Annotated in this window: 18 protein-coding genes; 8 read left to right on the top strand and 10 right to left on the bottom strand. The window is 50.1% G+C overall.

Going from position 1 to position 23,426, the window contains the following annotated elements:
• The first annotated feature begins 24 nt into the window (after positions 1–24).
• The 3 genes from ACGHZ6_RS23665 to ACGHZ6_RS23655 are packed head-to-tail and all read left to right on the top strand — an operon-like array spanning position 25 to position 7,828.
• Complete coding sequence (locus tag ACGHZ6_RS23665; RefSeq protein ID WP_390616537.1) at positions 25–6,333, top strand: Hpt domain-containing protein; 6,309 nt, start codon at positions 25–27, stop codon at positions 6,331–6,333.
• A gap of 3 nt (positions 6,334–6,336) precedes the next feature.
• Complete coding sequence (locus tag ACGHZ6_RS23660; RefSeq protein WP_390616536.1) at positions 6,337–7,347, top strand: chemotaxis protein CheB; 1,011 nt, start codon at positions 6,337–6,339, stop codon at positions 7,345–7,347.
• On the top strand, positions 7,337–7,828 hold the full coding sequence (locus ACGHZ6_RS23655; protein ID WP_390616535.1) for a chemotaxis protein CheW: 492 nt from the start codon (positions 7,337–7,339) through the stop codon (positions 7,826–7,828). Before ACGHZ6_RS23660 ends, ACGHZ6_RS23655 begins: the two co-directional genes overlap by 11 nt.
• A gap of 12 nt (positions 7,829–7,840) precedes the next feature.
• On the opposite strand, the gene ACGHZ6_RS23650 is transcribed toward ACGHZ6_RS23655, so the two are convergent.
• From ACGHZ6_RS23650 to ACGHZ6_RS23610, 9 genes are all read right to left on the bottom strand, one after another.
• A complete protein-coding gene (locus tag ACGHZ6_RS23650) occupies positions 7,841–8,692 on the bottom strand; it encodes an HDOD domain-containing protein (RefSeq protein WP_390616534.1) in 852 nt (283 codons plus the stop codon).
• A gap of 74 nt (positions 8,693–8,766) precedes the next feature.
• Positions 8,767–9,981 (bottom strand): iron-containing alcohol dehydrogenase, encoded by a 1,215-nt coding sequence (locus tag ACGHZ6_RS23645; RefSeq protein ID WP_390616533.1) that lies wholly within the window; start codon positions 9,979–9,981, stop codon positions 8,767–8,769.
• A 129-nt stretch (positions 9,982–10,110) separates the two neighbouring features.
• Positions 10,111–10,917 carry an MBL fold metallo-hydrolase gene (locus ACGHZ6_RS23640; RefSeq protein ID WP_390616532.1) on the bottom strand — a complete coding sequence of 269 codons (807 nt, stop codon included), beginning with the start codon at positions 10,915–10,917 and terminating at the stop codon, positions 10,111–10,113.
• Positions 10,918–11,047: 130 nt separating this feature from the next.
• Positions 11,048–12,889: a DUF3592 domain-containing protein gene (locus ACGHZ6_RS23635; RefSeq protein ID WP_390616531.1), complete on the bottom strand. Its 1,842-nt coding sequence runs from the start codon at positions 12,887–12,889 to the stop codon at positions 11,048–11,050.
• An 81-nt stretch (positions 12,890–12,970) separates the two neighbouring features.
• Positions 12,971–13,699, bottom strand: coding sequence for a 16S rRNA (uracil(1498)-N(3))-methyltransferase (locus tag ACGHZ6_RS23630; RefSeq protein WP_390616530.1), 729 nt, complete (start codon positions 13,697–13,699; stop codon positions 12,971–12,973).
• Positions 13,700–13,790: 91 nt separating this feature from the next.
• Positions 13,791–14,636: a methylenetetrahydrofolate reductase [NAD(P)H] gene (gene metF / locus ACGHZ6_RS23625; RefSeq protein ID WP_390616529.1), complete on the bottom strand. Its 846-nt coding sequence runs from the start codon at positions 14,634–14,636 to the stop codon at positions 13,791–13,793.
• A 114-nt stretch (positions 14,637–14,750) separates the two neighbouring features.
• Positions 14,751–16,151 carry an adenosylhomocysteinase gene (gene ahcY, locus ACGHZ6_RS23620; RefSeq protein ID WP_390616528.1) on the bottom strand — a complete coding sequence of 467 codons (1,401 nt, stop codon included), beginning with the start codon at positions 16,149–16,151 and terminating at the stop codon, positions 14,751–14,753.
• A 36-nt stretch (positions 16,152–16,187) separates the two neighbouring features.
• On the bottom strand, positions 16,188–17,405 hold the full coding sequence (gene metK / locus ACGHZ6_RS23615) for a methionine adenosyltransferase (protein ID WP_390616527.1): 1,218 nt from the start codon (positions 17,403–17,405) through the stop codon (positions 16,188–16,190).
• A gap of 62 nt (positions 17,406–17,467) precedes the next feature.
• Positions 17,468–18,454: an ArsR/SmtB family transcription factor gene (locus ACGHZ6_RS23610; RefSeq protein ID WP_390616526.1), complete on the bottom strand. Its 987-nt coding sequence runs from the start codon at positions 18,452–18,454 to the stop codon at positions 17,468–17,470.
• A 203-nt stretch (positions 18,455–18,657) separates the two neighbouring features.
• Between ACGHZ6_RS23610 and ACGHZ6_RS23605 the strand changes: the two genes are divergently transcribed.
• Positions 18,658–19,713, top strand: coding sequence for a fumarylacetoacetate hydrolase family protein (locus tag ACGHZ6_RS23605; RefSeq protein ID WP_390616525.1), 1,056 nt, complete (start codon positions 18,658–18,660; stop codon positions 19,711–19,713).
• Positions 19,714–19,727: 14 nt separating this feature from the next.
• Here the strand turns inward: ACGHZ6_RS23605 and ACGHZ6_RS23600 are convergent, their stop codons facing one another.
• The gene (locus tag ACGHZ6_RS23600; RefSeq protein WP_390616524.1) at positions 19,728–20,612 is read right to left on the bottom strand and encodes a LysR family transcriptional regulator; all 885 of its coding nucleotides are present in this window, start codon (positions 20,610–20,612) and stop codon (positions 19,728–19,730) included.
• 103 nt (positions 20,613–20,715) lie between these two features.
• On the opposite strand from ACGHZ6_RS23600, the gene ACGHZ6_RS23595 reads away from it, so the two are divergent.
• The 4 genes from ACGHZ6_RS23595 (at position 20,716) to ACGHZ6_RS23580 (ending at position 23,405) form a co-directional block, all read left to right on the top strand.
• Positions 20,716–21,162, top strand: coding sequence for an SRPBCC family protein (locus ACGHZ6_RS23595; protein WP_390616523.1), 447 nt, complete (start codon positions 20,716–20,718; stop codon positions 21,160–21,162).
• 164 nt (positions 21,163–21,326) lie between these two features.
• Complete coding sequence (locus tag ACGHZ6_RS23590) at positions 21,327–21,824, top strand: SRPBCC family protein (RefSeq protein WP_390616522.1); 498 nt, start codon at positions 21,327–21,329, stop codon at positions 21,822–21,824.
• Between the two features lie 25 nt (positions 21,825–21,849).
• Positions 21,850–22,512 (top strand): SRPBCC family protein, encoded by a 663-nt coding sequence (locus tag ACGHZ6_RS23585; protein ID WP_390616521.1) that lies wholly within the window; start codon positions 21,850–21,852, stop codon positions 22,510–22,512.
• A 38-nt stretch (positions 22,513–22,550) separates the two neighbouring features.
• Positions 22,551–23,405, top strand: a complete 855-nt coding sequence (locus tag ACGHZ6_RS23580; protein ID WP_390616520.1) for a GyrI-like domain-containing protein — start codon at positions 22,551–22,553, stop codon at positions 23,403–23,405.
• The last annotated feature ends 21 nt before the right edge of the window (positions 23,406–23,426 follow it).

Below are 23,426 nucleotides of genomic sequence, written 5' to 3'. Positions count from 1 at the left end.
AGAATTATGAGGGGATGCTCCGGTATGGGAGATAACCGCAATTACGCTGCCCTGGATTGGGTGGTCGGAGAAATTGACGAAACCCTGAAGCAGGCTCGTCAAACGTTGGAAGCCTATGTGGAAAATCCACAGGATGCCACACGCATACGTTTCTGTCTGACCCATATTCACCAGGTTCATGGCAGCTTGCAGATGGTCGAGTTTTTCGGCGCTGCACTGTTGGCTGAAGAGATGGAAGCTTTAGCCCAGGCGTTAATGAATCGTCAAGTGAATAACGAATCGGAAGCTCAAGAAGTCTTGATGCGTGCGATTTTACAGCTGCCGATTTATCTTGAGCAGGCAAAATCCAGCCGCTCCGATGATCCAGCCACCATCCTGCCGTTATTAAATGACCTGCGCGCTGTGCGCAGTGCCAGTTTGTTAACCGAAAGCCGTTTCTTCTCCCCTGACCTCGAAGCCGCCCGTGAAGTGGTGGGGCAGCCGGTTGCACTGACACAAAATGTCGAGCAGTTTAAAGCGGTGGTTACCAAGCTGCGGCAGATGTATCAATACGCTGCCGCCGGTGTTATTCGCAGTGTTAACGTTGAAGAAAATCTCGGTTACCTGAATAAAGTTTTTACCCGTCTGCATCAATTAACGCAGGGCACAGCGCGTCAACCGCTATGGGATATTGCTCTGGCCCTGGTTGAAGGCCTCGCCTGTGATGGCATTGATGTCAATGTCTCGGTTAAAACTCTGCTGCGTCAGCTCGATAAAGAAATCAAAGTGCTGATTGAAAAAGGCGTTTCAGCACTGGGTGAATTTACCCGCGATGAATTAATTAAAAACCTGCTGTACTACGTTACCAATAGCAGTGAAACACAACCGCGCATTGAGCGCTTACGGTTGCAGTACGGACTACAGTTCGGGGAAGAAGATCAACAACCTGCCGGTGATCTGATTGCTGCACCAGACCCGGAAACCATGCGTACGGTTGTGGCTGCACTTAATGACGAGCTTGAGGCGATCAAGTCGGCGTTGGATATTGGTATCTCCGGCGCTGATCACAGCGCTACCGAAGATGCCCTGCCCATTATGAAACGCGTAGCCGATACCCTGGCCGTGTTGGGTGTAGGTGATTTACGTAAACAAATTCTGCTGCAAGTTGATGCGTTGGAGTTGGCTGCCAGTGAGGGTGAGCCCAGTAACGAAACCCTGATGAACGTTGCCAGTGAAATTATTGCCATTGAACAACGCCTGGCGGTTATCGCCAGCGGCACCAGTGCCACGGCCGAACACAGTGCCGAAGAACAATTGGAAATTGGCCTGGCACAGGAAACCGTGCTGCGCGAGGCGCGTAACGGTTTAGAGCAGGCCAAGGATGCCATTATTGAGTATATCGCCTCCCAGTGGGATAAGAGCCATTTGCATAATGTGCCCTCCCTGCTTGGAGAAATTCGCGGTGGCTTGGCGATGGTGCCATTACCCCGCCCTGCTGCAATCTTGCAGGCCTGTAGTGATTTTATTGAAGAGCAACTGTTACAGGGTAATACAGCACCGGATTGGTCAACGCTCGATACTCTCGCCGATGCTATTGCCAGTGTGGAATATTATCTCGAGCGCTTGTGCGGTGATCGCGAAGAAGATGATGAGCTACTGCTTGGCGTTGCTGAAGAAAGTATCGAGGAACTGGGCTACGGTGTAGGTGATATTGCTTCTCGCCCGGCAGTAGAGAGCCGTCACGAATCTGCCACGGTAGAAACCGTGCTGGAAAAAATCGCCGATGTGGAATCGGTCGATATGGATGTGCTGCCAGAAACCGAAAGTGAGGACGACAGCGAATCGGTTGAAGAGGAGCTGGTAGAGATCACGCCTGTTGCCGAGCATTCCTCAACTGAAGTTACTGAGCCGGAGATCGAGTCTGAAGCCGAGCCTGAAGTCGTCGCCGAAGCCGTTCAAGAAGATGCCGAACAGCCGCAAGCCGCTGCAGCGGAAGAAAGTGATATCGATGATGAAATTATCGAAATCTTTATCGAAGAAGCCGGCGAAGTTCTGGAAACTATTGCCGAGTTCTTCCCGCAGTGGGTGCAAGATTTTGATAACGGTGAAGCCTTAACGGAAGTTCGTCGTGCTTTCCATACCTTGAAAGGCAGTGGCCGCATGGTGGAAGCCAATGAAATTGGCGAGCTGGCCTGGTCGGTTGAAAATATGCTCAACCGGGTTATCGATAACACCATCAAGCCCGGTGAGGCACATACCAATTTTATAGAAAGTGTTCGCGCTATTCTGCCTGATATGGTCTCGGCGTTTGAAAAGCGCCACGTTAATCCGCATGCCGAGTTGGCGGAGAAATACCAGCTCTGGGGTCAGGAATTGGCTGTTGGGGAAATTCCCGCAGAATTGTCTGAGATATGCGGTGCAATCGATGAAGACGATGATGATAACGCCGTACTGTGGGAAATTTTTGGTTCAGAAGCCTTAACCCACCTGGGGGTTGTCGAAGACTTTATCGAGCAGATGCAAGAGGCGGCGCCCTTATATACGCCGCCGAGTGAAAATATGCAGCGCGCCTTGCACACCTTGAAAGGCAGTGCGCATATGGCCGATGTCACCGATGTGGCAGCATTGGCGACGCCGCTGGAGCGTTTCGCCAAAGAGCTGCGCACCTATCAGGTCAATATCGACGAAGATATTCTGCAACTGATACGCGACGGCGTGACCTATACCAAGTCGGCACTGGAGCAAATCAAATCCGGTGATCCGGTTGTTATCGATAAGCTTGACCTGTTCCAGGCCCGTGTTGCCGAATTAAAAGACCGATCTGTTGGCCCGTTGATTCGCCAGAAAGAAGCCGAGACGTCAAATAAACAGGTTGATCCGGAGCTGCTGTCTATCTTTATGGCCGAGGAGATGAATCTACTCCTTGATGCCGACCAGTTGCTACATAGTTGGCAACAGGACTTTAGCCAGACGGAATTGTTAGCGCCGCTGATGGCGGAATTAGCAACCCTGGCTACGGGTGCTGAACATGCGAATTTGCCACCCATGGCCGAGTTGAGTTCGCTGTTGGGTGATATTTATCGCGCCGTATGCCAGCAGCGTTTGAACACCGGTGATGAGTTGGTCGCAGCCCTGTTACTGGGTCACGAAGCCCTGCTCGATCTTGTTGATGCTGTGGCAGCTGGACAAAACGTTGAGCCAGTCAGTGAGTCGGTTCAGCAACAGTTGCGTGCTTGCCTGGAAGATATTCGTGAGTTTGAACCTACGCCTGTTGATGATGCGACTGTAGATATTCCAGTTGTAACAGAGGTGGTAGCTGAAGAGTCAATCGCTGAAGAGGGCCCCATTGAAGAGGTCACGATAGAAGCAGCGATTGCAGAAGAGGCAGATCTCGATTCTGAGTCGACAACCGATATTGTTGATGCGGAGGTTATCGAACTCGAAACCGCTTCTGGTGACGACGATGATGATAGTGCCCCATTGGCAACGGATATCGCCGAGTCTTTTATTGAAGCCGTAGCGGATGATGTCAGCGAAGATCTCACCCTGGAGGTGGATACCGCTGATAGCGTTATAGACATAGAAGATACTGTTGAGCCAGAGCCAGAGCCAGAGCCAGAGCCAGAGCCAGAGCCAGAGCCAGAACCAGAACCAGAGCCAGAGCCAGAGCCAGAGCCAGTTGTCGTCGAGGCAGACGTTGTAGAGGCGGAAATTGTCAGCAGTGCAGACGATGAAGATATGGATCCGGAAATTCTGGAAATCTTTATCGAGGAAGCCGACGAATTACTGGAAGATATTGAGCAGGCCGTCCATGAGTGGGAAGAAGACTGGAACCACATGGAGAGCTGCGAATCCCTGAAGCGTTCCTTGCATACCTTAAAAGGTGGTGCGCGTCTGGCGGGGGTTACCGCCCTGGGTGATATAGCTCACGACTTTGAAACCTTCCTGATCAATACCGGTGAAAATGCTGAACTGGATCAGGCGTTCTTTAGGCAGGTGCACAGCTATCAAGATGGTATTCTCAACGGTGTAGAAGCGGTTAAAGCGGTGATGGCCGGTGAAGGCCGTTTGGCTGATATCACTACCGATATTGGTGGCGCTGATACCGATACTGCGGCCTCTGTCACTGAGCAACAGGCAACGACAGACAGTGTTGCCGATAGCACGACGTTTGAAACGCTGGAGGTTGTTGAAAACATCACGCCTGCTGATCAGGGTGAACAAACAACAGGTCGTGACAGTGACGCACCGCATCTTAGTGCGGCAGCCGGCACGGTAGCAGAGATACTGCCCTTTACTCCTAAAGGTAAGGAGTCTGTACAAGAAAGCGCTGTAGCGCCTGTTGTGAGTGAGCCTGGTGTTAGTAAAACCAGTATGCCTGCCACGGCTGATACCACCTCGGCACCTGCTGCAAGCCAGGCCCAGCCAACACCTCTGGCGGCACGCCGCAGTGGCCCGCAGGAAGTTGTAAAAGTTTCGGCAGAACTGCTCGAAGAGTTGGTTAACCTTGCCGGTGAAACCTCCATTAGCCGGGGGCAGGTTGAAGAACAAGTCAGTGAGCTGGGTTTCACCCTAGACGAAATGGATTCCACCATCCACCGTTTGCAGGAGCAGCTGCGTCGCCTGGATATTGAAACCGAAGCACAGGTGTTGTTCCGTCAGGAGCAGATGCTGGAGGACGACAGTTTCGATCCTCTGGAAATGGATCGTTACTCACAATTACAACAGCTGTCGCGCTCGTTGATTGAGTCAGCGTCTGACTTGCTCGATTTGAAATCGACCCTGACCGACAAAACCCGCGATACCGAAACCCTGCTGCTGCAACAGTCTCGGATTAATACCGAACTGCAGGAAGGTCTGATGCGTTCACGCATGGTACCTTTCTCGCGTCTGGTGCCGCGTTTACGCCGCATTGTGCGCCAGGTATCAACCGAGTTGGGTAAGCAGGTGAGCTTCGAGCTCGATAACGTCGAAGGTGAATTGGATCGTTCTGTATTGGAGCGCATGGTTGCACCGCTGGAGCATATGTTGCGTAACGCGGTGGACCACGGTATCGAAGACCGTGACGCGCGTTTGGCCGCAGGTAAACCGGAAACCGGTCGTGTGGTCTTAAGCCTGGGACGTGAAGGTGGTGACGTAATCCTTCGTCTTGTGGATGACGGTCAGGGCATTAATTTACAGCGTGTTCGTGAGAAAGCCATTGAGCGTGGCCTGATGAGTGCCGATGCCCGCCTGAGTGATCGCGATGTAATGCAATTTATTTTGCATGCCGGTTTTAGTACCGCCGACAAGGTCAGTCAGATTTCCGGTCGTGGTGTCGGTATGGATGTGGTGCACTCCGAGATTAAACAGCTCGGCGGTGCCATGAGCATCGATTCCCGCTGGGGCGAAGGTACAGAATTTACCATCCGTTTGCCATTTACCGTATCGGTTAACCGCGCCTTGATGGTACGTATCGGTGATGATGCGTACGCGATTCCGCTTAACACCATTGAGGGTATTGTACGGGTCAGTCCGTTTGAGCTGGAGCACTACTACCAGGACGAGCATGCGCGGTTTGAATACGCCGGAGAACAGTACCAGGTAAATTACCTGGGCAAATTGCTAAACAGTGATGCGCGGCCGAAACTTGAAGGCCAGTCCATGCCGATGCCGGTCGTACTGGTACGTACTGCCGAGAACGCTGTGGCCATGCAGGTTGACCAGTTGATGGGCAGTCGGGAAATTGTGGTGAAAAGTCTCGGCCAGCAGTTCAGTACCGTGGTTGGTGTATCCGGTGCAACGGTTATGGGTGATGGTAGTGTGGTTGTAATTCTTGATCCGCACGCCATGATTCGTCGTGCGGCAGCGCTAACCCATCAGTCTAATATTACCCTGGAAGGTACTGCTACCCAGGTCGAAGAAGACACTACCAAAACCATTATGGTGGTGGATGACTCGGTAACCGTACGTAAGGTTACCACTCGCTTCCTGGAGCGTGAGGGCTTCAACGTTATCACCGCGAAAGACGGTGTGGATGCCCTGCGTGTACTGCAGGATCATATTCCCGATGCCATGTTGCTGGATATCGAAATGCCGCGCATGGACGGTTTTGAGCTGGCGAAAAATATTCGTTCCAGCAGCTTATTGAAATCGATCCCCATTATCATGATTACTTCCCGTACCGGGGAGAAACACCGCGAGCATGCCATGTCGTTGGGTGTTAATAAATATATGGGTAAACCCTTCCAGGAAGATCAGCTGCTGGAGAATATTCGAGCCATTACCAGCGGCGAGCATGCGTTGGTGCAGTCGGCAGACGAAGATCCTGATTCAGATCAGGGGGCCGGCTCTGATAAAGGACCACTGGATTAAGCTGTGACTAGAGACACGCAACCTGATTCACCGTTGCGTATCGGTATTCTGGTGGATACCGCACTACAACAACACGCTCTGCGTGAAGCGGTTATTGCTACGGGCCACGAGGTGGGGCAGAGCTTTTTAACTGGCCGCTGTGATTGCGAAGAGTTAGCGGCGCACCAGTCTGAGCTGGATGTTTGGTTGGTGGAAGTGGACTTTTCCCAGCGCCAGGGGCAGCGGTTGGAGAGCTGGTTGGCGCAAAACCCCTTGCCTGTTGTTATTGGCGATGGAGCGGAAACCAAACCGGGTACAGAGGCCAATACAACCTGGCAGCGACGTCTGTCGAACAAATTACGGCAACTTAACGGTCAGTTGAATCTGGCCCAACACCCTACCGGCGTTGCCGAAGATATTTGGGTGCTGGCAGCCTCAACCGGCGGGCCGGAAGCCGTAAAACTATTTATTGAAGCGCTGCCGGAAAACTTGGGTGTTGCGTTTATCTATGTACAACACATCGACAGTGGCTTTGAAAAAACACTCACCGATGTCATGAACCGCAAAGGTCGATACCCGGCCCATGAGGTCAAACACGGTGATGTGCTGCAAGCAAATAGCATTGCCGTATTGCGCAGCGATCAGTGTGTAGAAATTTTAGAAAATGCCACCTTGATGGTTAAGGACGAGCCCTGGCCTGGGCCCTACAGCCCATCGGCAGATCAAGTGATTGCCAATGTTGCCCGCAATTTCCCCGGCCGCTGTGGGGCGATTATTTTCTCGGGTATGGGTGATGACGGCGCGCTGAGTAGTCGTTTAATGCGCCAGCGTGGTGGGCCTGTGTGGGTGCAGTCACCGGAGTCCTGTGCCTGTGCGTCTATGCCAGAAGCTGTCATTGCTATCAATAGCAAGGCGGGCAATATAGAAACAGGCGTTGATGCTATAGGTACACCGCAGGCATTGGCGTCAGCATTTATGCATCATATAAAGAACAAAACTAGCGAACAGCAACGGAAAACGATCAGTGATAGATAATGCTCCTCAAGTTGCCGATGGCAATGAACGACAACAAGAAGTTGCCAGCTTAATGATTCCGCTGGCTGGCCGCGTATTGCTTGTGCCTACGGTAACGGTAGCGGAAATGGCTCCTTATGTTAGCCCTGAGCAGGAGGCCGATAGCCCTGATTGGTTTTTGGGTTACTACCGCTGGCGTGAGCAGCGAGTACCGCTGTTGTCGTTTGAAGTGTTAAACGGTGAGGCCCTGCCAGCCCCACTGCCACAATCCCGTGTGGCGGTATTCAACAATACCGGTGTCAGCGACGACCTGCCGTTTATTGCCGTCGCCACCCAGGGAATTCCCAAATTAGCGCGGGTCAACGCGGAAGAAATTTCAGAGCTGGAAGACGCAACGAAAAAGCCGTTTGATACCATGCAGGTAAGCCTGGCGGGTGAAGAGGCGGTTATCCCCAACGTCACCGCGTTGGAACAGGTATACCTCGACTGGCGGAAAAGCTAGTTTTACTTTCCTTCAATGCAGACTACGAGCTACGCCGACAATATCTTTTAAGTTGGCGTTCACCAGGTGCAGCAAACCGTTTTTTCCCACTTGGTTAAACGGTGGCGGCAGTTTTTGGTAGGCCGGCAAGCTTTCTATATCCGGCAGGTTGTGGTCTTTCTTTAACAGGGCAATGGTGTGGTAAAGCGCCAGGTTAATAATATCGGTGACGCTGAGCTGTTGTCCTGTCGCTTGGGTCCAGTCGCCACAGTGGCGAACAATCTCCGCGTAGCGATTATCCAAACTCCATTTCTTTAAAATGATCACGCCTAGGGATTTGCTGTACTCACGGCACAGGCGAAAGTAGACCTGCTGGCTGGGTACTTCTTTGGCATCGGTCAGGGCTGACAAAATGGCCAGGGTGCCAATTTCACTCAACAGGCAGGCGATCAGGGCTTCGTCCGGTGGATTAAATCCCAGCTTCTGCGCCAAAAACCGGCTGGTTGCGGCCTTCAGGGTTTGCCGCTGCCAGGCGATATTAAACAGCTTTTTCAATTTTGGGCTCTGCATAATGAACAGGCTTTTCACACTGTGCAGCATGATCAGCCGGTCGACAGAGGGAATGCCCAATAAACCGATAGCGGTGTCCAGTGATTTGGGTGTTTGCTGCGTGCGATACAGAGGGCTGCAGGCATAGCGCATCAGCATCACGGTTAAGCTGGGGTCGGCAGCAATCATCTCTGCCAGGCGGTCGATGGTGGTATTGGGATTCGCGGCTTCCTGACGAATCTTCAAGGTGATATCAGGCAGGCTGGGTAGTTTTTCCTGACCCAGCATTATTTGATCAATAGTCGCGCGATAAACCGAATAAGAAACCTGTTCCATAGCCTTTGCGAATGTCTGCCCTGATCATAAGCCTAGGCTATGGAAGCGGATATGGAAATAAAGAGAGCTGGCTTTTAGGCCGGTGTTAGCATTTGTTCAACCAAACGGCTGCACTGTTTGGCGTCCATATACTTGGGGACCGGGTATTGGTAATGCGCCTCTTTCAGGGCACCTTTGACAATGGCGGGAATATCCTTTTTCTCCAGGGCATCGAGGGTTTCCGGAATATCCAGCTCTCGGCAAAGGGTTTTGACCTGCTCAACAAAGCGTTGGGCCAGCACACGATCGGGGTCACTGGCGTTGCCCAAGCCAATAGTTACCGCCAGCTCGGCCAGCTTTGGTGCGGCGGCTTCCTGCGAAAACTCCAGAATATGCGGTAAGACGATGGCATTCGCCAGTCCATGGGGGGTGTGATAGAAGGCGCCAAAATGATGGGCAATGGCATGTACATAGCCCAAGCTTGCCTGACTGAAAGCCAGGCCAGCATAGAAGGATGCCGTTGCCATTGCACCTCGCGCGGCCAGGTCGTCACCGTTAGCGCAGGCCTTGGGCAGGTTGTTGAAGATCATCTTCACCGCTGCGCGGGCGTAGTCATCAGTCTCTTCTGTTGCCAGGGTGGAGACGTAGGCCTCAACGGCGTGAGTCAGTGCGTCCATACCGGTGGCGGCGGTAATGGATGCCGGTAAGCCAGTCATTAATGCGGGATCAAGCGCTGCAGCGCTGGGAATCACTTTCGGATCGACAATAGCCAGCTTCTCACGTGTCTGCGGGTCTGAGACGACCGCTGCAACCGTAACCTCGGAGCCAGTGCCGGCGGTGGTTGGTATGGCGAATAGCGGCAGCCCGCGTTTACGTACTTTGAGGTTACCGGCGAGCTTGGCTATGGCTTTGTTATTGGTAGCCCGGACTGAAACAACCTTAGCGGTATCGATAGAAGAGCCGCCACCTACAGCCAGTATGGCATCGGCGTTGTAGCTGCGGGTCATCGTCAGGCCCTGCTCTACGATGGTAAAGCTGGGATCCGGCTCTACACCATCAAAGATCTGCCAGCCTACTTGGGCGTTATCCAATGTTTGGGTAATCTTATCCAGCAGGCCCAGTTTGGGCAGCATTGGATCGGTGACAATTAAGACTCGCTGATAACCCAGGTGGCCCAGGGTTTGTGCCAGTTCGATCGAAGATCCTGGGCCTGAGAAAACCGTTGGGCGAGGTTGTGGAATTAAAATCTGCCCCAACTTCATCGAGGCTTTAATGGCTTTATAGAAGGCGGTTTGAATCGAAAAAATCATGCGACATGCAGCCCTTAAACAGCGGATAGTAATAGGCCACTGTAGGGGGATTCTGAGCTATCGTCCGGTGTAAAGACGCCAAACTATAGCGCCATTATGCAGGTTTTAACCGTTAAATAGTGCAGGCGCTTAACCGCTAAACTGCAGGCAGGAGCGAATCAGATTGCGCTTGCTGAACTTAAAGCCGGAAATATAGCTAAAGAAGGTTTCTTTACCGAGCAACTTGTCGCTGATTTCAATGATGGAATGGCCGGCAGTATGCAGTTGCTGGGACTTTTCACACAGTGCTGCAATATTGTCGTACTTTTCTTGCAGAGCCTGTTTGCCCTGCTCCACTACGCCGCGATGGGGGCAAATAATGGTATCAAAATCGTAAGCCAAGGCTTTGCGGGTGCTCTCCAGCAGTTGAGGAATATCCTCGTCTTTTCGCAAGAACTTCAGATGGTTGGCAATATACAAATCACCACTGAACAACCAGCCGCGCTCGTTAAGCAGGTAGCAGGTGAGATCCGGTGCGTGGCCGGGTGTGTGAATGGGTGTAAGGGTTTCACCATTAGCCAGTTTCACCGTGTCGCTGTGGATTTGCGTCTGTACTTTGTGAGCTTTGCCCCACAGTAAATGCTGGTAAAAAGGAATCTTAAAGCCACGCTTCATAATATCGTGGGTCAGCGCGGGCGAAGTTGGTGTTACGCCGGTGAGTTTGGCAATAGAGGCTGCATTACCGCTGTGATCTTCATGGTGATGGGTAAGCAGGATCTGGCTGATGGTTTTATCTTCGACAAAAGGTTTTACATACTTCCATTGGTTGGAAGGCCCGGTATCGATCAGGGTGTTGTCCAGGTGGTAGAGAATAAACGATGTGTTAATGCCCTGATTCAGGCGACCAACACGAATAGCGTCAATGTCTTTATAAGAAAAGCGCTTAATTACAGCCATGGGGAGTTCTCACTAATACATCAGGCCAGATAATAGCATTTTGTGGCTTGGTACAGATTGTCCCCAGCTGACATAAATACTAGGCATGAATGATCAGTCACCAATGACCTTGTAGTCATGAGCGGAAAAACTATTCGCGGTTCATTTGTTCTTTTTTGAGTTGCAGTCGGCTTTTGTATTCTTTGTTGATAGTGATACCGGTAAGCATATGCAGGCTATCAAGTAGTTGATTCGCGGCCTGACGCCCCTCAATACCGTTGCTGATATTAATTTTTTCGCCGTCGGCGTTTTGCAATAAAATATCAAAGTACTCTGTTGTCTTCGCGCCGCTACTACTGGAGCCACCTTCTTTTAGGCACAGACCGAGAAGCCCCTCTTTCGACCATACCAAGTGCTTGCGTTCTTTGCCTAAGCGAAACACCTTGTGGGATATGCCGACCTGATCGATATAGGTTTCATAGCCTGTGATAAGCATGTTGATACCAATGGCACCAAACAGAAAGCCAAAAGCCGAAAACACAATGGGGAAAATGAGTGGCGCCCCGGTGAAACCTATGCCAATACCAATAGCGCCAAATAGAAATCCAAAGATGGCAGTAGGTACAGCCATTTTTTGCTTGCCTGCGGCTTGTTTGATCAGGATACCGTCGGCCAATTGTTGGATATCCAAAAAGTTTTCTAACTGGTTACTGAAATCCGTCTGGGGTTTGGCTGTCACCACGTCACTGGGTTGCGAGGATGAGGATGACGAAACGTTGGTAGATAATACTACGGAAGAAGAGCTGGAGGCTGAAGAATCCTCAGCTCGACTTACGGTATTAAAAACCGGAATTTCATAGCTACGCTTAAAATCGATGCCGGGCATATCGCCGTGTACTTCCAGTGACCACCAGTAACCACTACCGTCATCGGTGCGGGATTCTTCCATCGATTCCGGAACTTCAAAGGCAAAGTACACCCGTGAAGCATTGATGCCACTTTTTAACGTGCCCTGTCCATTCAATTCCCAAACACTGGAGGTTGAGGTCGTAGTTTTATTGCCTGAGCGGCTGACAACCGTACGCATTTGCTTGAGTGACAATTTGAATTTGGATGTCTTATCCAGTTGCTGTTGGAAATCCAGATGGCCGGCAACACGACCGCCAATTTGGCCCGGGAAAGGCGAAAGAATAACGGGTACCCTGCCGAAGCGTTGTTGCTCCAGCGTTTTTTGAATGGCTTTGTAGATCAAAAAGAAACCAATCGCAACAAAGAGCAAACCCACTAAAATACCATATTCTCCTCGGCTCAATGCTTTAGGCATTTGAAACAGAATAGGTGAGCTGATGGTGTTAACAAACAGCGCGCCAAACCACCACAGGCCCAATACCATTTTATTGTTGGAATTGATTCCGGTAGGCGACCACTCTTCCTTGGCCAGCCAGGGGGTAGTGCTAACTGTAGCGGGATCTGCTTCAGCTTTCTTTTTCCAGCTGTAATAAACAATGACACCGCCAATAATCATAAATACCGAGCAGAGCAGACCGGGGAAAATAATCATCGACCAACGAACGCTGCGATCAATTACTGACTCGAATGGATTGGTTGGGTTAACCCACACGGTTACAGGTCGGTTTGAGCTAAAGGCGCGTTTTAATCTGTTGTGCATATCATTCTGATAGCCGCCTATATTGTCTGACCCTGCGTGTAAGCTAACTCTGTTGCCGTGGTAATTCTGCCCCTGATAATGGAACTGATAGGTCGCTGTGGCTTTATAGGTAGTTGAGCCGTCACTGTAGTTTCGTTCAAGCTTAACGTTGGTTAGTGTTGCTTGAAGTGGCTGCCAGTTTTGCATGGCTACCCGGTCACTTAATGCTGTGCCAATAAAGGCGAGAAAAAAACCAAAACCAAACGCAAAGAAAATGCCGCCAAATAAGGTGCCGCCTATTTTGGAGGAAAGATTAGAGGAATTAGTTGAGGAAGTTCTAGCCATGGGTAACCGTCCTTGAATAAATCGGCACCCAGCTTAACACGGAAAAATATCAAGGCTTAAAGCGTTCCGACGAACGGCAGATTAAGCTAAATCACCCCACAGGTATTGCAGCAAGGAGATAGCTGTAATAGGTGCAGTTTCAGTACGGAATACACGGGGCCCCAAGGTTAATGCATTAAAACCCAGGGATTCCGCTTGCTGAATTTCTTCGGTGCTTAATCCACCTTCAGGGCCAATTAGTAAACAGGCGGATTGCGGTTGTGACTGGTCGGCCAGTCTTTTCTCTGAGCGATGATGCAGAACCAGTTTTAAATCCGCTTCAGCAGTGGGTAACCACTGAGTGAATTGTTGCGGTGTATTTAACGTTGGTGGTTGATTTAACTGGCACTGCTCACAGGCACTAATAAGAATTTGTTGCCAGTGGCCGATTTTTTTCTCAAGTCGCGGACCAGCGAGTTTAACTTCAGTGCGATCGGTAAACAGCGGGGTAATCGAAGTAACACCCAGCTCAGTGGCTTTTTGCAGTACCCACTCAAAGCGTTCACCGCGGGAAACGCCAATCGCCAATTCAATCTTCAGCGGCGATGCGCGGTCGATATCATTAAATTCACCCAGCGTAACGCTTACACGCTTTTTACCCACTTCTGTAAGTGTGGCGTTGTATTCTCCGCCCTCACCGTTAAACAGCACCAGCTCTCGGCCTGCTTCCATACGTAAGACCTTGGCAATATGGCGCGACGGGTTTTCTTCCAGCTCAAGGGTTTGGCTGGTAGCGAGAGGTTGAGAGGTATAAATACGAGGGATACGCATAATGCGATTGGAGGTCGGTTTTGGGTGTTAGAGATGGGGAGCATTGTGCCCTATCCCATCGCTAACATCCAATACCTAACGATAAGCTAACTTATTCAGCCAAGCCAAGATTTTTAACAATCGTTGCAGTAGGATCAGTGGTGTTCATGGTGTAGAAGTGCAAGCCAGGTGCACCGTTGTCTAACAGCATTTCACACAGATCTGTTACCAGGGCAATACCAAACTGTTTGATGCTTTCCTGGTCATCACCGTAGGCTTCCAAACGCTTGGTCATCCAGCGTGGTAGCTCGGCACCACAGTTGGCGCTAAAGCGAGCTAGGTTTTGGAAATTGGTGATGGGCATAATGCCCGGGTAAATGGGCTGATCGATACCAGCTGCCTGACACTGATCCATAAAGTAGAAGTAGGAATCCGGGTTGTAGAAGTATTGGGTAATACCACTATCGGCACCGGCGTCGAACTTGCCCTTCAGGTATTGAATGTCATCGTCGTAGCTTTTCGCTTCCGGGTGAATCTCCGGGTAAGCTGCGACTTCCAGATGGAAGTGATCACCAAAGTGTTCACGAATAAACGCGACCAGCTGGTTGGCGTATACCATCTGGAACGAACCGCCCATACCGGAAGGCATATCACCGCGTAGGGCAACAATGCGGTTTACACCGGCATTTTTGTAATCGTTCAGCAGTGCCAGCATGGTGGCTTCATCGTCGCCGCCAAATGACAGGTGCGGTGCGACAGGCACGCCGCGGCCGTTAAAGTCAGTGACGATATTTTTGGTGTTATCGCGGGTTGAACCGCCGGCGCCGTAGGTCACAGAGAAAAACTCCGGATTCAGCTTGGCCAGATCATCACGCACGCCTTCGAGTTTGGTCTGTCCGGCCGGTGTTTTGGCGGGGAAGAACTCATAACTCAGACGCAAATCTTGTTGGTCACTCATGTTCTTATCTCTAGCTTGCCGGCCTCTCCTTAACGTTTCCCTTAAGGAGGGCTGGCTTTATATAGCACTTATTGCTTCTGCAGTGCTTAGTACTTGTAAGCTTCCGGCTGCTCTTTAGTATTTATAAGCCTCTGGCTTAAAGGGGCCAGCAACATCAACGCTGATGTAGTCCGCCTGGGTTTTGGTCAGCTTGGTGATCACACCACCGAAACCTTCAACCATGTCCTGAGCCACTTCTTCGTCCAGTTTCTTCGGCAGAACCTTAACGTAGATGTTGTTGGCTTTGTCTGCTTCTGGCAGATCGGCGAACTTCTTGTCCCACAGGTAAATTTGAGCCAGTACCTGGTTAGCGAAAGAGCCGTCCATAATGCGTGATGGGTGGCCGGTAGCGTTCCCCAGGTTTACCAGACGACCTTCGGACAACAGGATCAGGTGATCGTTAGATGCCTTGTCACGGTAGATTTTGTGAACCTGAGGTTTAACTTCATCCCACTCGTAGTTTTCACGCATGAAAGCAGTATCGATTTCGTTATCGAAGTGACCGATATTACAAACAACTGCACCGTTCTTCAGGGTTTGCAGCATAGCGGCGTCACACACGTTAACGTTACCGGTGGTGGTTACCACCAGATCAGTAGTGCCCAGTACATCGGTGTTGATGTCTTTAACTTCGCCGGTGTTGTTACCGTCGTTGTAAGGAGACACAACTTCGAAACCGTCCATGCACGCTTGCATGGCACAGATAGGATCGATTTCAGTAACCTTAACGATCATGCCTTCCTGGCGCAGAGAGGCGGCAGAACCTTTACCTACGTCACCGTAACCGATAACCAGGGCTTTTTTACCGGACAGCAGGTGGTCAGTACCACGCTTGATAGCATCGTTCAGAGAGTGACGACAACCGTACTTGTTATCGTTCTTGGACTTGGTCACAGAATCGTTAACGTTGATGGCAGGCACTTTCAGCTCGCCCTTTTCCATCATTTCCTGCAGGCGGTGAACACCGGTAGTGGTTTCTTCAGAAATACCGTGGATGTCATTCAGTAGGGCTGGGTACTTGTTGTGAACCATTTCAGTCAGGTCACCACCGTCGTCCAGAATCATGTTGGCATTCCAAACATCTGAGCCGTCTTTCTCGGACAGAATGGTTTGCTCAATACACCACAGGAACTCTTCCTCGGTCTCGCCTTTCCAGGCAAATACAGGGATACCGGCAGCAGCAATCGCCGCAGCAGCGTGATCTTGGGTAGAGAAGATGTTACAGGAAGACCAGCGAACCTCAGCACCCAGATCTACCAGTGTTTCGATCAACACGGCGGTCTGAATGGTCATATGGATACAACCCATGATGCGTGCATCTTTCAGTGGCTGGTCAGCCTTGTATTTACGACGCAGTGCCATCAGCGCAGGCATTTCGCCTTCGGCGATGTCAATTTCTTTGCGGCCCCAGGCGGCCAGCTTGTCGAACTCTTCCTGGGAGTAGTTGGCAATTTTGTAATCGGTAAAGGTGCTCATAATATCAATCTCAATTCAAATCAGTGTAGTAGACGATTACTGGCCAACAGCGGCTTTCAGTGCGTCAACTTTGTCAGTTCTTTCCCAGGTGAACGCGGTAAAGGTTTCAGTTTTCTCTTCACCGTTTTCGGAATAAGTGTAGCTGGTCTCAAACGGCTCGCGACCAAAGTGGCCGTAAGCAGCAGTCAGCTGATACATGGGGTGCAGCAGATCCAGTACCTTGGTGATGGCGTAAGGGCGCAGGTCGAACACTTCGCGAATAGCCGTGATCAGCTTGTCGTCGCTCACCTTGCCGGTACCGAAGGTGTTAACAGAAATCGAGGTAGGCTCGGCAACACCAATGGCGTAGGACACCTGAATCTCACAGCGATCAGCCAGGCCGGCAGCGACAACGTTTTTGGCAACGTAACGGCCAGCGTAAGCGGCAGAGCGGTCAACCTTGGATGGATCCTTACCGGAGAAGGCGCCGCCACCGTGACGGGCCATACCGCCGTAGGTATCAACAATAATCTTACGGCCAGTTACACCGGCATCACCCACAGGACCACCGATCACAAAGTTACCGGTTGGGTTGATGTGGTACTGAGTGTCTTCGTGCAGCAGTTCTGCAGGCAGCACATGCTTGATGATGTTTTCCATCACTGCTTCACGAATGTCTTCCTGAGTGACATCGGGATCGTGTTGGGTGGACAGTACAACGGCGTCAATAGAAACAGGCTTGCCGCTGTCGTCATAGCTCATGGTTACCTGGCTCTTGGCGTCCGGGCGTAACCAAGGCAGTACACCGTCTTTACGCAGGTGGGCCTGGCGCTCAACCAAACGGTGAGAATAGTACACAGGCGCAGGCATCAGGCTTGGTGTTTCGTTGGTGGCGTAGCCGAACATCAGGCCCTGGTCGCCGGCGCCCTGATCTTCAGGCTTGGCACGGTCAACACCCTGGTTGATATCTACAGACTGTTTGCCGATTGCATTCAGTACCGCACAGGTAGCGCCGTCGTAACCTACATCACTGCCGTTGTAACCGATGCCGGTAATCACGTCACGGATAATATCTTCCAGGTCAACGTAGCAGCTGGTGGTCAGCTCGCCGGCCACAATCGCCATACCGGTTTTTACCAGAGTTTCTACGGCAACACGGGCGTACTTGTCGCGAGCAATAATGGCATCCAGAACCGCATCAGAAATCTGATCGGCCATTTTATCCGGGTGGCCTTCCGATACGGATTCGGAAGTAAAGACTGAATACTCAGACATGTGTGGATAACTCCTTATTTTTTGCTCTTGTAGATGAGCATCATCAATGTATGTAAAAAGCTTTATTTAAAAAACTGTCTTAACTGAATGCGAAAGCCGTTACGCAGTGCCATATACTGGCTCTGGCCTTCGCTTAACTGAGCGGCTTGCGCCCAGTTGGAAAAATCATCAGGCTCAAAACCGAGCCACTGATCTCCACAGGCTTCCCGTGCCCACTGTTGGTCGTGGTGGCACAGGTCGCAAATTAACAGTGCGCCACCGGGTTTCAGCAGCGCGCTGATATCTTCAAAAATACTTGCCGGTGATGGCACATGGTGCAGCACCATATTCACCACCACACAGTCCACCGGCTCCAGTTCCTGGCGGGCCAAGCCGGTATCACCGCAAACAAAGGCGATATTGCTTAAGCCCTGGTTGACCGCGAAGGCCTCGGCCTTATCCAGCATGGTCTTGGCATTATCCAGCGCGACAACCTGCTCAAAGCGCGGTGCCAACTGGGCCAAGAATTCACCTTCCCCGGGCCCGACTTCCAGTGCACGGCCTAAACTCGGCAGCGGCGTGCTGGTCAGCAGATCGGTCACCGCCTCGGCATAGACCGGGTAGCTGGCAATCAAATCCTGCTGGGCGCGGAACTTGGTGGCGTTGTCGGCAAAGAACTGTTTCGAGGCCTGATCGCGCTCGGCGCGGATCAGCTCCAACTGGGCCTGAACCTTAGCCGACAGCGGCGTGGTGTCCAGACGCTGAAACAGGGCCTGGGCCCAACCCATCTCTCTTGTCGGTTCGCCTTCCGGCAGTACCCGGCGGTAAAAGATGGAATTACCTTCGCGACGGGTTGCCACCAGACCGGCATTGGCCAGCACCTTTAAGTGGTGACTCATTCCCGACTGCTTTACCTCAAAAATCCGGCTTAGCTCCATTACCCCAAAGGAATCACGGGCCAGCAGGCGTAAAACCTCCAGTCGCAGCGGGTCACCGGCGGCTTTTAAGGTCGCGGCCAGGTCGAGAAACCCCAATTCTTGGGCTGCAGAGGCTTTTTCAGGTAATGACATGCCCGGCAGTGTAGCAGCAGATGTGACCTATATCAAAATATTTTGATATAGGTTCGAGCTAACCACCTAAATGTGGAAAAACCCAGTTGACCAATAGTCTGAAAATAGTAATGTGTATCGGTGTACACAGTTGAATTATGTTCATTTATGTGAGGTGATCGTTTAAAACCTGTTTCTTAATCATTAGATCTTCGGAATAAATAATGTCTAAAAAACCGTTAATAGCCAGCATTGTTGGGATGCTATGTGTTGCCGCCTATATGGGCAGTTGGGCGTTAAGCCAACCTAAATTTACTGAAACCCTGGCAGAGGATCTGTTAGCGCAGGTTGAGGTTGCTCCTCTGGATCAAGCTGTCACCCTGGCGGTTGTTAAAGATGCCGGCGTGCTACTGATTACGGCTGCCTCGGTTGAAGGGGTCGAAGGGGTCCCACTTAATCAGTTCGGGATAACGGCGGAAAAGGATGCTGTAGATGCCTTTTTGATGTTAGGCCATGATCGGCTGATTAAGATTATCGGCCAATCAGAAGCCAGTCACTTCGCCTGGGAAGCGCTCTCCGTTCCCGTACAGGCACAAGGGAAGCATATTGCCGCAGGTACCAACTATATGGCCCATGCCAAAGAAGTTGGCCATGAAGGCGAGCCTTTCCTGTTTCCAAAACTGTCGATAGCTACAGGTTGGCAGTCTAAAGTAAAAGCGGGCACTCGCCTGGATCATGAAGTTGAGCTGTGTGCAGTACCTTTGAAAGACTATTCCTTGGGTGAACAAGCTCAGCTTGGATATTTGTTGTGTGGTGATTTCACTGACCGCTGGCAGTTGGTTAAAGACATTGATGCCAGTGGTGACATGGGCAAAACAGGATTCCCGGTTGCAAAAGGCGGAGATACTCGTTTCCCTGTCGGGCCTTTTTTGGTCATCCCCACTGACACGGACTTTTACAAAACTGTTGAGATGAAGCTTTACGTCAACACTAAGTTACGCCAGCAGGCTGCTGCAGAAAGGATGGTGTGGGATCCCGTCATTATTATGAACAAGGCTCTGGAAGATTGTGGCTCACAATACCAGTTGCACGATAAAGCGCTGACTATAATCGACAGTTGTGCGGCAATTGCAGCCAAAACGATTGTTCTCACGGGTACACCAGAGGGCGTAATGTTTCACCTTGCCACACTCTGGAACCCTGCTTTTTATTTGCAGCAGGGTGATGTGGTAACTGCTTATAGTCGTTACTTGGGGATTACTCGAAATACGATTGATTGATAAGGCAGCAAATACTATGCGTATCTATCTAAAATATAGTTTTTAAACTCTTCAAGGTGTGCGGATTGATAGCGAGACTTCCTGTATACGAGATGCAGCGTCTTCGAAGGCAGTTTGTGCTGAGGGAAAAGGTTAATAACGGCCCCTTTTGATAGTAAGTCTGACAGGCTGTATTCCAAATTAAATCCTATGGCGGAATGCTTTAGTGCAATATCCTGAATGGCACTAATATCATCAATACGATGATGCGTGTTTGCGGGGTAGTTATAACCGTTTTGCTTCAGCCATTGCCTGATTTCGGAGGACAGGTTTTCAAACGGAGGGAAAGCGATTCGGTGTGAGCTTAAATTAGCGTGTTGTTTAGGCTGACCATGACGTGCTACATATTCAGGTGTGGCATAGAATATGGGCGTAACCTCCATAAGCTCTCTGGCAATCAAGCGCGTTTGGTCAGAGATGCTGCCTATTCGAAACGCAAAATCCAGGTCAGCTTCACTGAAGTTTTCAACGTTCTCAGTAAAGCGCAAGTCGTATTTGGTATGGGGATAGGTTTCAGCAAAATCATTAAGATGCTCCATGAGTTCAGAGCCTATCAAAGACTTGGAAAGCGTTATTTTTATATCGCCAAAAATTGCTGCACTTTCTAGCAGTAATTGACTCTCCGCTTCTTTAATCTGCTTGAGTATGGAAGAACAGGTTCTAAAAAACTGCCCCCCTTGCTTTGTAACCGCCATTCTTTTGTTTGAGCGATCAAATAGCTGAACTCCCAGTGATGACTCAAGATTGGTGATTTGCTTGCTAATAGCTGATGGCGTCCGATTGAGGCTTTCTGCCGCTAAACTGATACTGCCTGTACTGACCGTTGCAATAAACGCTTCAAATTGAGCAAATTTTGACATCGTTGTTTTCCAATATGGCAAGATCGATATCATATTAATTCTCTATTATTCACATAACAAGTACCTTACCTTTAAAGGAATATGGATCAATGAAGAGATAAATATGATTTTGTTAACGAAGAAAACGATGGTGTTTGGGCAGGCGATAGAACAAATCTTTCCTTACGTAACCAATATGGAAAACTACATGGATTGGTTTCCTGGCGTTGTTTCTATCGAATCAACTGACGATCTTCCTCCTGCGACAAAAGGAAAGAGGTATCAAGAGTACCTATCTCTACCGGAAGGTAATGTGAGCCTTGTCATTGAGGTTAAAGAGAGCAAGATTAATGAGTGTTTTTATACAGAAGGTGACCTAAGCCCTGTACTGCCGGCAATGCTAATGGAGTTTAAACGCTTGGGTTCTAATGGAACTGAGTTTAACCTTAGCTATTACGCAAGGAATACTGAATTGACCTCAGATAGCAACATAATCAAAGGCCTACGAGAAGATTTATCTGGCCGTATTGCAACTGCGGAACTTAACTTGAGCGCACGTTATTGCAGGTGAGTAGTGGCATAAATCATACGGTTTAATATTAAGGGGTAAATCCCTGCTATGGTGGACGCTCGAAATCGCTAATACAGCAAGAAATATCAAATATTCCCTGACCTGGTTTTCTACAGTACATCTCATCAAAGCCCATGCAGCAGCTCGCCTGCCAAGGAGATGTTATGAAAATCACCAAGACCGTCACCATCAATAAGCCCGCTGACCAGGTCTGGAACCTGGTTGCCCATGAATTTGATAAGGCCCACCTGTGGATGGGCCCTATCCCCCACTCCTACGCCATAGGCGAAGGTAAAGGCTGCAGTGGCGCCCCCATGGAAGGCCGTATGTGTAACCTGACCGATAACCCTAACGGCGCTCAGGCAAAAGAGATCATCACCCACTTTAGCGAACGGGATAAAACCCTGGCCTTCGATGTATTTCCGGTGAATAACCCGGCCATTATTCCCATCAAACAGAATTCAGTGCAGATGTCGGTACGCCCATTGAGTGCAAATCAGACGGAAGTTGAATGGGTAGCTAGCCCGCAGCTGAAAACCCCGGCGTATCTGTTCTACCCGTTGTTGCGTATGGTATTTCCGGTTGCGTTCGGCAAGCTCTTAAAAGGCCTGAAAGACTACGCCGAAAAAGCATTGCCGGATCAAAAGGCAGCTGTAGCTTGATGGTTAGTGTGGGAGGAGATGCATAATGAATATATCCAAAATCCTGATTAGCTTGGGCAAGCCATTGCTCCTTGCCGGTGCTGTTTTGCTGACAGCCTGCTCAATCAACCCTCAGGAAGGCAGTGCCAAACAATATACGTCTGGCTATGACCGCAGTACAGGCTTTGTGAACGAGTTCGATATTGCTTCTGTTACTGTTGCTCCTGAACAGATTGTTGTTATGTTCAGGGTGAATGCCTCACCGGGCAGAGCCTTTGAACTGGTATCTGAATTGGATCAGATTTCCACGTGGTTCACTGATATCAAAAACCCGTCGGTAGACAATACTAAGTCCCTAAATGGCCCAGATGCGTTAGGTACACACTCGGTACGCAGCTGCAGCCTTGAAGGTGATTTACTGGTTGAAGAGATTGTGTACTACGATAAAGAAAAGCGGGCCTATGCCTATGCAATTAACCAAGAGCTATCCACCGTATCGTTTCCTATCACGTCTCCCGTGTCTTTGTTTACGGTAGAGCCCGATGGTCAGGGCGGGTCGTTGGTTACCTGGCGCCATCACTTTAATAAAAAGTTTCATATAGCGGCACCGGTTTTAAATCTCGTGATGAAGAAAACCATTCTTGAGCCGGCAGTAGAAAACCTGTTTCTGCAATACGGTGGCGAATGGGTAGAGCCCATCAATGGCTGAATTTGCTATATTATTCATCAGGCATAAGGGAGCATGAAATGCAGCGGTTTTTTAAAAGTATTGAATATATAGAAGAGCACTTGTACGACAAAATCAGTGTTCACGAGATAGCTGCTGCATCTCACTATTCCACTTATCACTACAGCAGGGTGTTTAAAGCGTTGGTTGGAGATACACCGAAAGAATATTTGCGCAAGCGACGTTTAACTCTGGCGGCAAAACGTTTACTGACAGAAGATGTGGGGATTCTGAATTTGGCACTGGAATGCCAGTTCGACTCCCAGGAAGCCTTCACTCGCGCCTTTAAAGCTCTGTTCAATATGACCCCTGCTCAGTACCGGAAAATCAACGAACCTTTCCGGTTGTTGTATAAAAAGCCCTTTAGTGAAGCGGATATGGATTTCCTGCAAAACCGTATTAGTATGGAGCCGGAAATCATTCAACTCCCGACGATGAAGATTGTGGGTATAGCCGCGAAGTATGATGATGGTGACTTAAGCTTACCGAAACTCTGGTCGGCGTTTCGGCCCTATCGTGACAATATTCCAAATCGCGTCGGCACGGACTTTTTCGGTATTTATGAATCCTATGAAGAATCCGATGACAGTACCACCTTTGTGTATATCTGCTCTGCCCAAGTTGAAAACTTTGATGATGTGCCGGAAGGCATGATTACCCGAGAACTGTCAGAGCAAACCTACGCGCGCTTTACCCATATTGGACCGCTTACCGAGCTGGAAGAAACTCTGCGCTATATTTGGGGCAGTTGGCTGCCTAAAAGTCGTTATGAATACACCGAAAAGCCAGATTTTGAGCTCTTGCCCGCAGGATTTAACGGTGCTGATAAAGACAGCAAGTTGTATCTCAATATTCCTGTCAAAGAAAAAGCCTGAGTTATTCAGGCTTTTTCTTTT

It is taken from the genome of Maricurvus nonylphenolicus (assembly GCF_042854845.1).
GTDB classification, from domain to species: domain Bacteria; phylum Pseudomonadota; class Gammaproteobacteria; order Pseudomonadales; family Cellvibrionaceae; genus Maricurvus; species Maricurvus nonylphenolicus.
The sequence above is the reverse complement of the archived record's forward strand: the minus strand, read 5'-3'. Positions and strand labels throughout refer to the sequence as shown.

Excerpts from the sequence above, each read along its gene's own strand:
- ACGHZ6_RS23590 (WP_390616522.1), top strand. The coding sequence starts at position 21,327 with ATGAAAATCACCAAGACCGTCACCATCAATAAGCCCGCTGACCAGGTC.
- ACGHZ6_RS23650 (WP_390616534.1), bottom strand. The coding sequence starts at position 8,692 with ATGGAACAGGTTTCTTATTCGGTTTATCGCGCGACTATTGATCAAATA.
- ACGHZ6_RS23635 (WP_390616531.1), bottom strand. The coding sequence starts at position 12,889 with ATGGCTAGAACTTCCTCAACTAATTCCTCTAATCTTTCCTCCAAAATA.
- ahcY (WP_390616528.1), bottom strand. The coding sequence starts at position 16,151 with ATGAGCACCTTTACCGATTACAAAATTGCCAACTACTCCCAGGAAGAG.
- metK (WP_390616527.1), bottom strand. The coding sequence starts at position 17,405 with ATGTCTGAGTATTCAGTCTTTACTTCCGAATCCGTATCGGAAGGCCAC.
- ACGHZ6_RS23640 (WP_390616532.1), bottom strand. The coding sequence starts at position 10,917 with ATGGCTGTAATTAAGCGCTTTTCTTATAAAGACATTGACGCTATTCGT.
- ACGHZ6_RS23600 (WP_390616524.1), bottom strand. The coding sequence starts at position 20,612 with ATGTCAAAATTTGCTCAATTTGAAGCGTTTATTGCAACGGTCAGTACA.
- ACGHZ6_RS23610 (WP_390616526.1), bottom strand. The coding sequence starts at position 18,454 with ATGTCATTACCTGAAAAAGCCTCTGCAGCCCAAGAATTGGGGTTTCTC.
- metF (WP_390616529.1), bottom strand. The coding sequence starts at position 14,636 with ATGAGTGACCAACAAGATTTGCGTCTGAGTTATGAGTTCTTCCCCGCC.
- ACGHZ6_RS23580 (WP_390616520.1), top strand. The coding sequence starts at position 22,551 with ATGCAGCGGTTTTTTAAAAGTATTGAATATATAGAAGAGCACTTGTAC.
- ACGHZ6_RS23585 (WP_390616521.1), top strand. The coding sequence starts at position 21,850 with ATGAATATATCCAAAATCCTGATTAGCTTGGGCAAGCCATTGCTCCTT.
- ACGHZ6_RS23665 (WP_390616537.1), top strand. The coding sequence starts at position 25 with ATGGGAGATAACCGCAATTACGCTGCCCTGGATTGGGTGGTCGGAGAA.
- ACGHZ6_RS23605 (WP_390616525.1), top strand. The coding sequence starts at position 18,658 with ATGTCTAAAAAACCGTTAATAGCCAGCATTGTTGGGATGCTATGTGTT.
- ACGHZ6_RS23630 (WP_390616530.1), bottom strand. The coding sequence starts at position 13,699 with ATGCGTATCCCTCGTATTTATACCTCTCAACCTCTCGCTACCAGCCAA.
- ACGHZ6_RS23595 (WP_390616523.1), top strand. The coding sequence starts at position 20,716 with ATGATTTTGTTAACGAAGAAAACGATGGTGTTTGGGCAGGCGATAGAA.
- ACGHZ6_RS23645 (WP_390616533.1), bottom strand. The coding sequence starts at position 9,981 with ATGATTTTTTCGATTCAAACCGCCTTCTATAAAGCCATTAAAGCCTCG.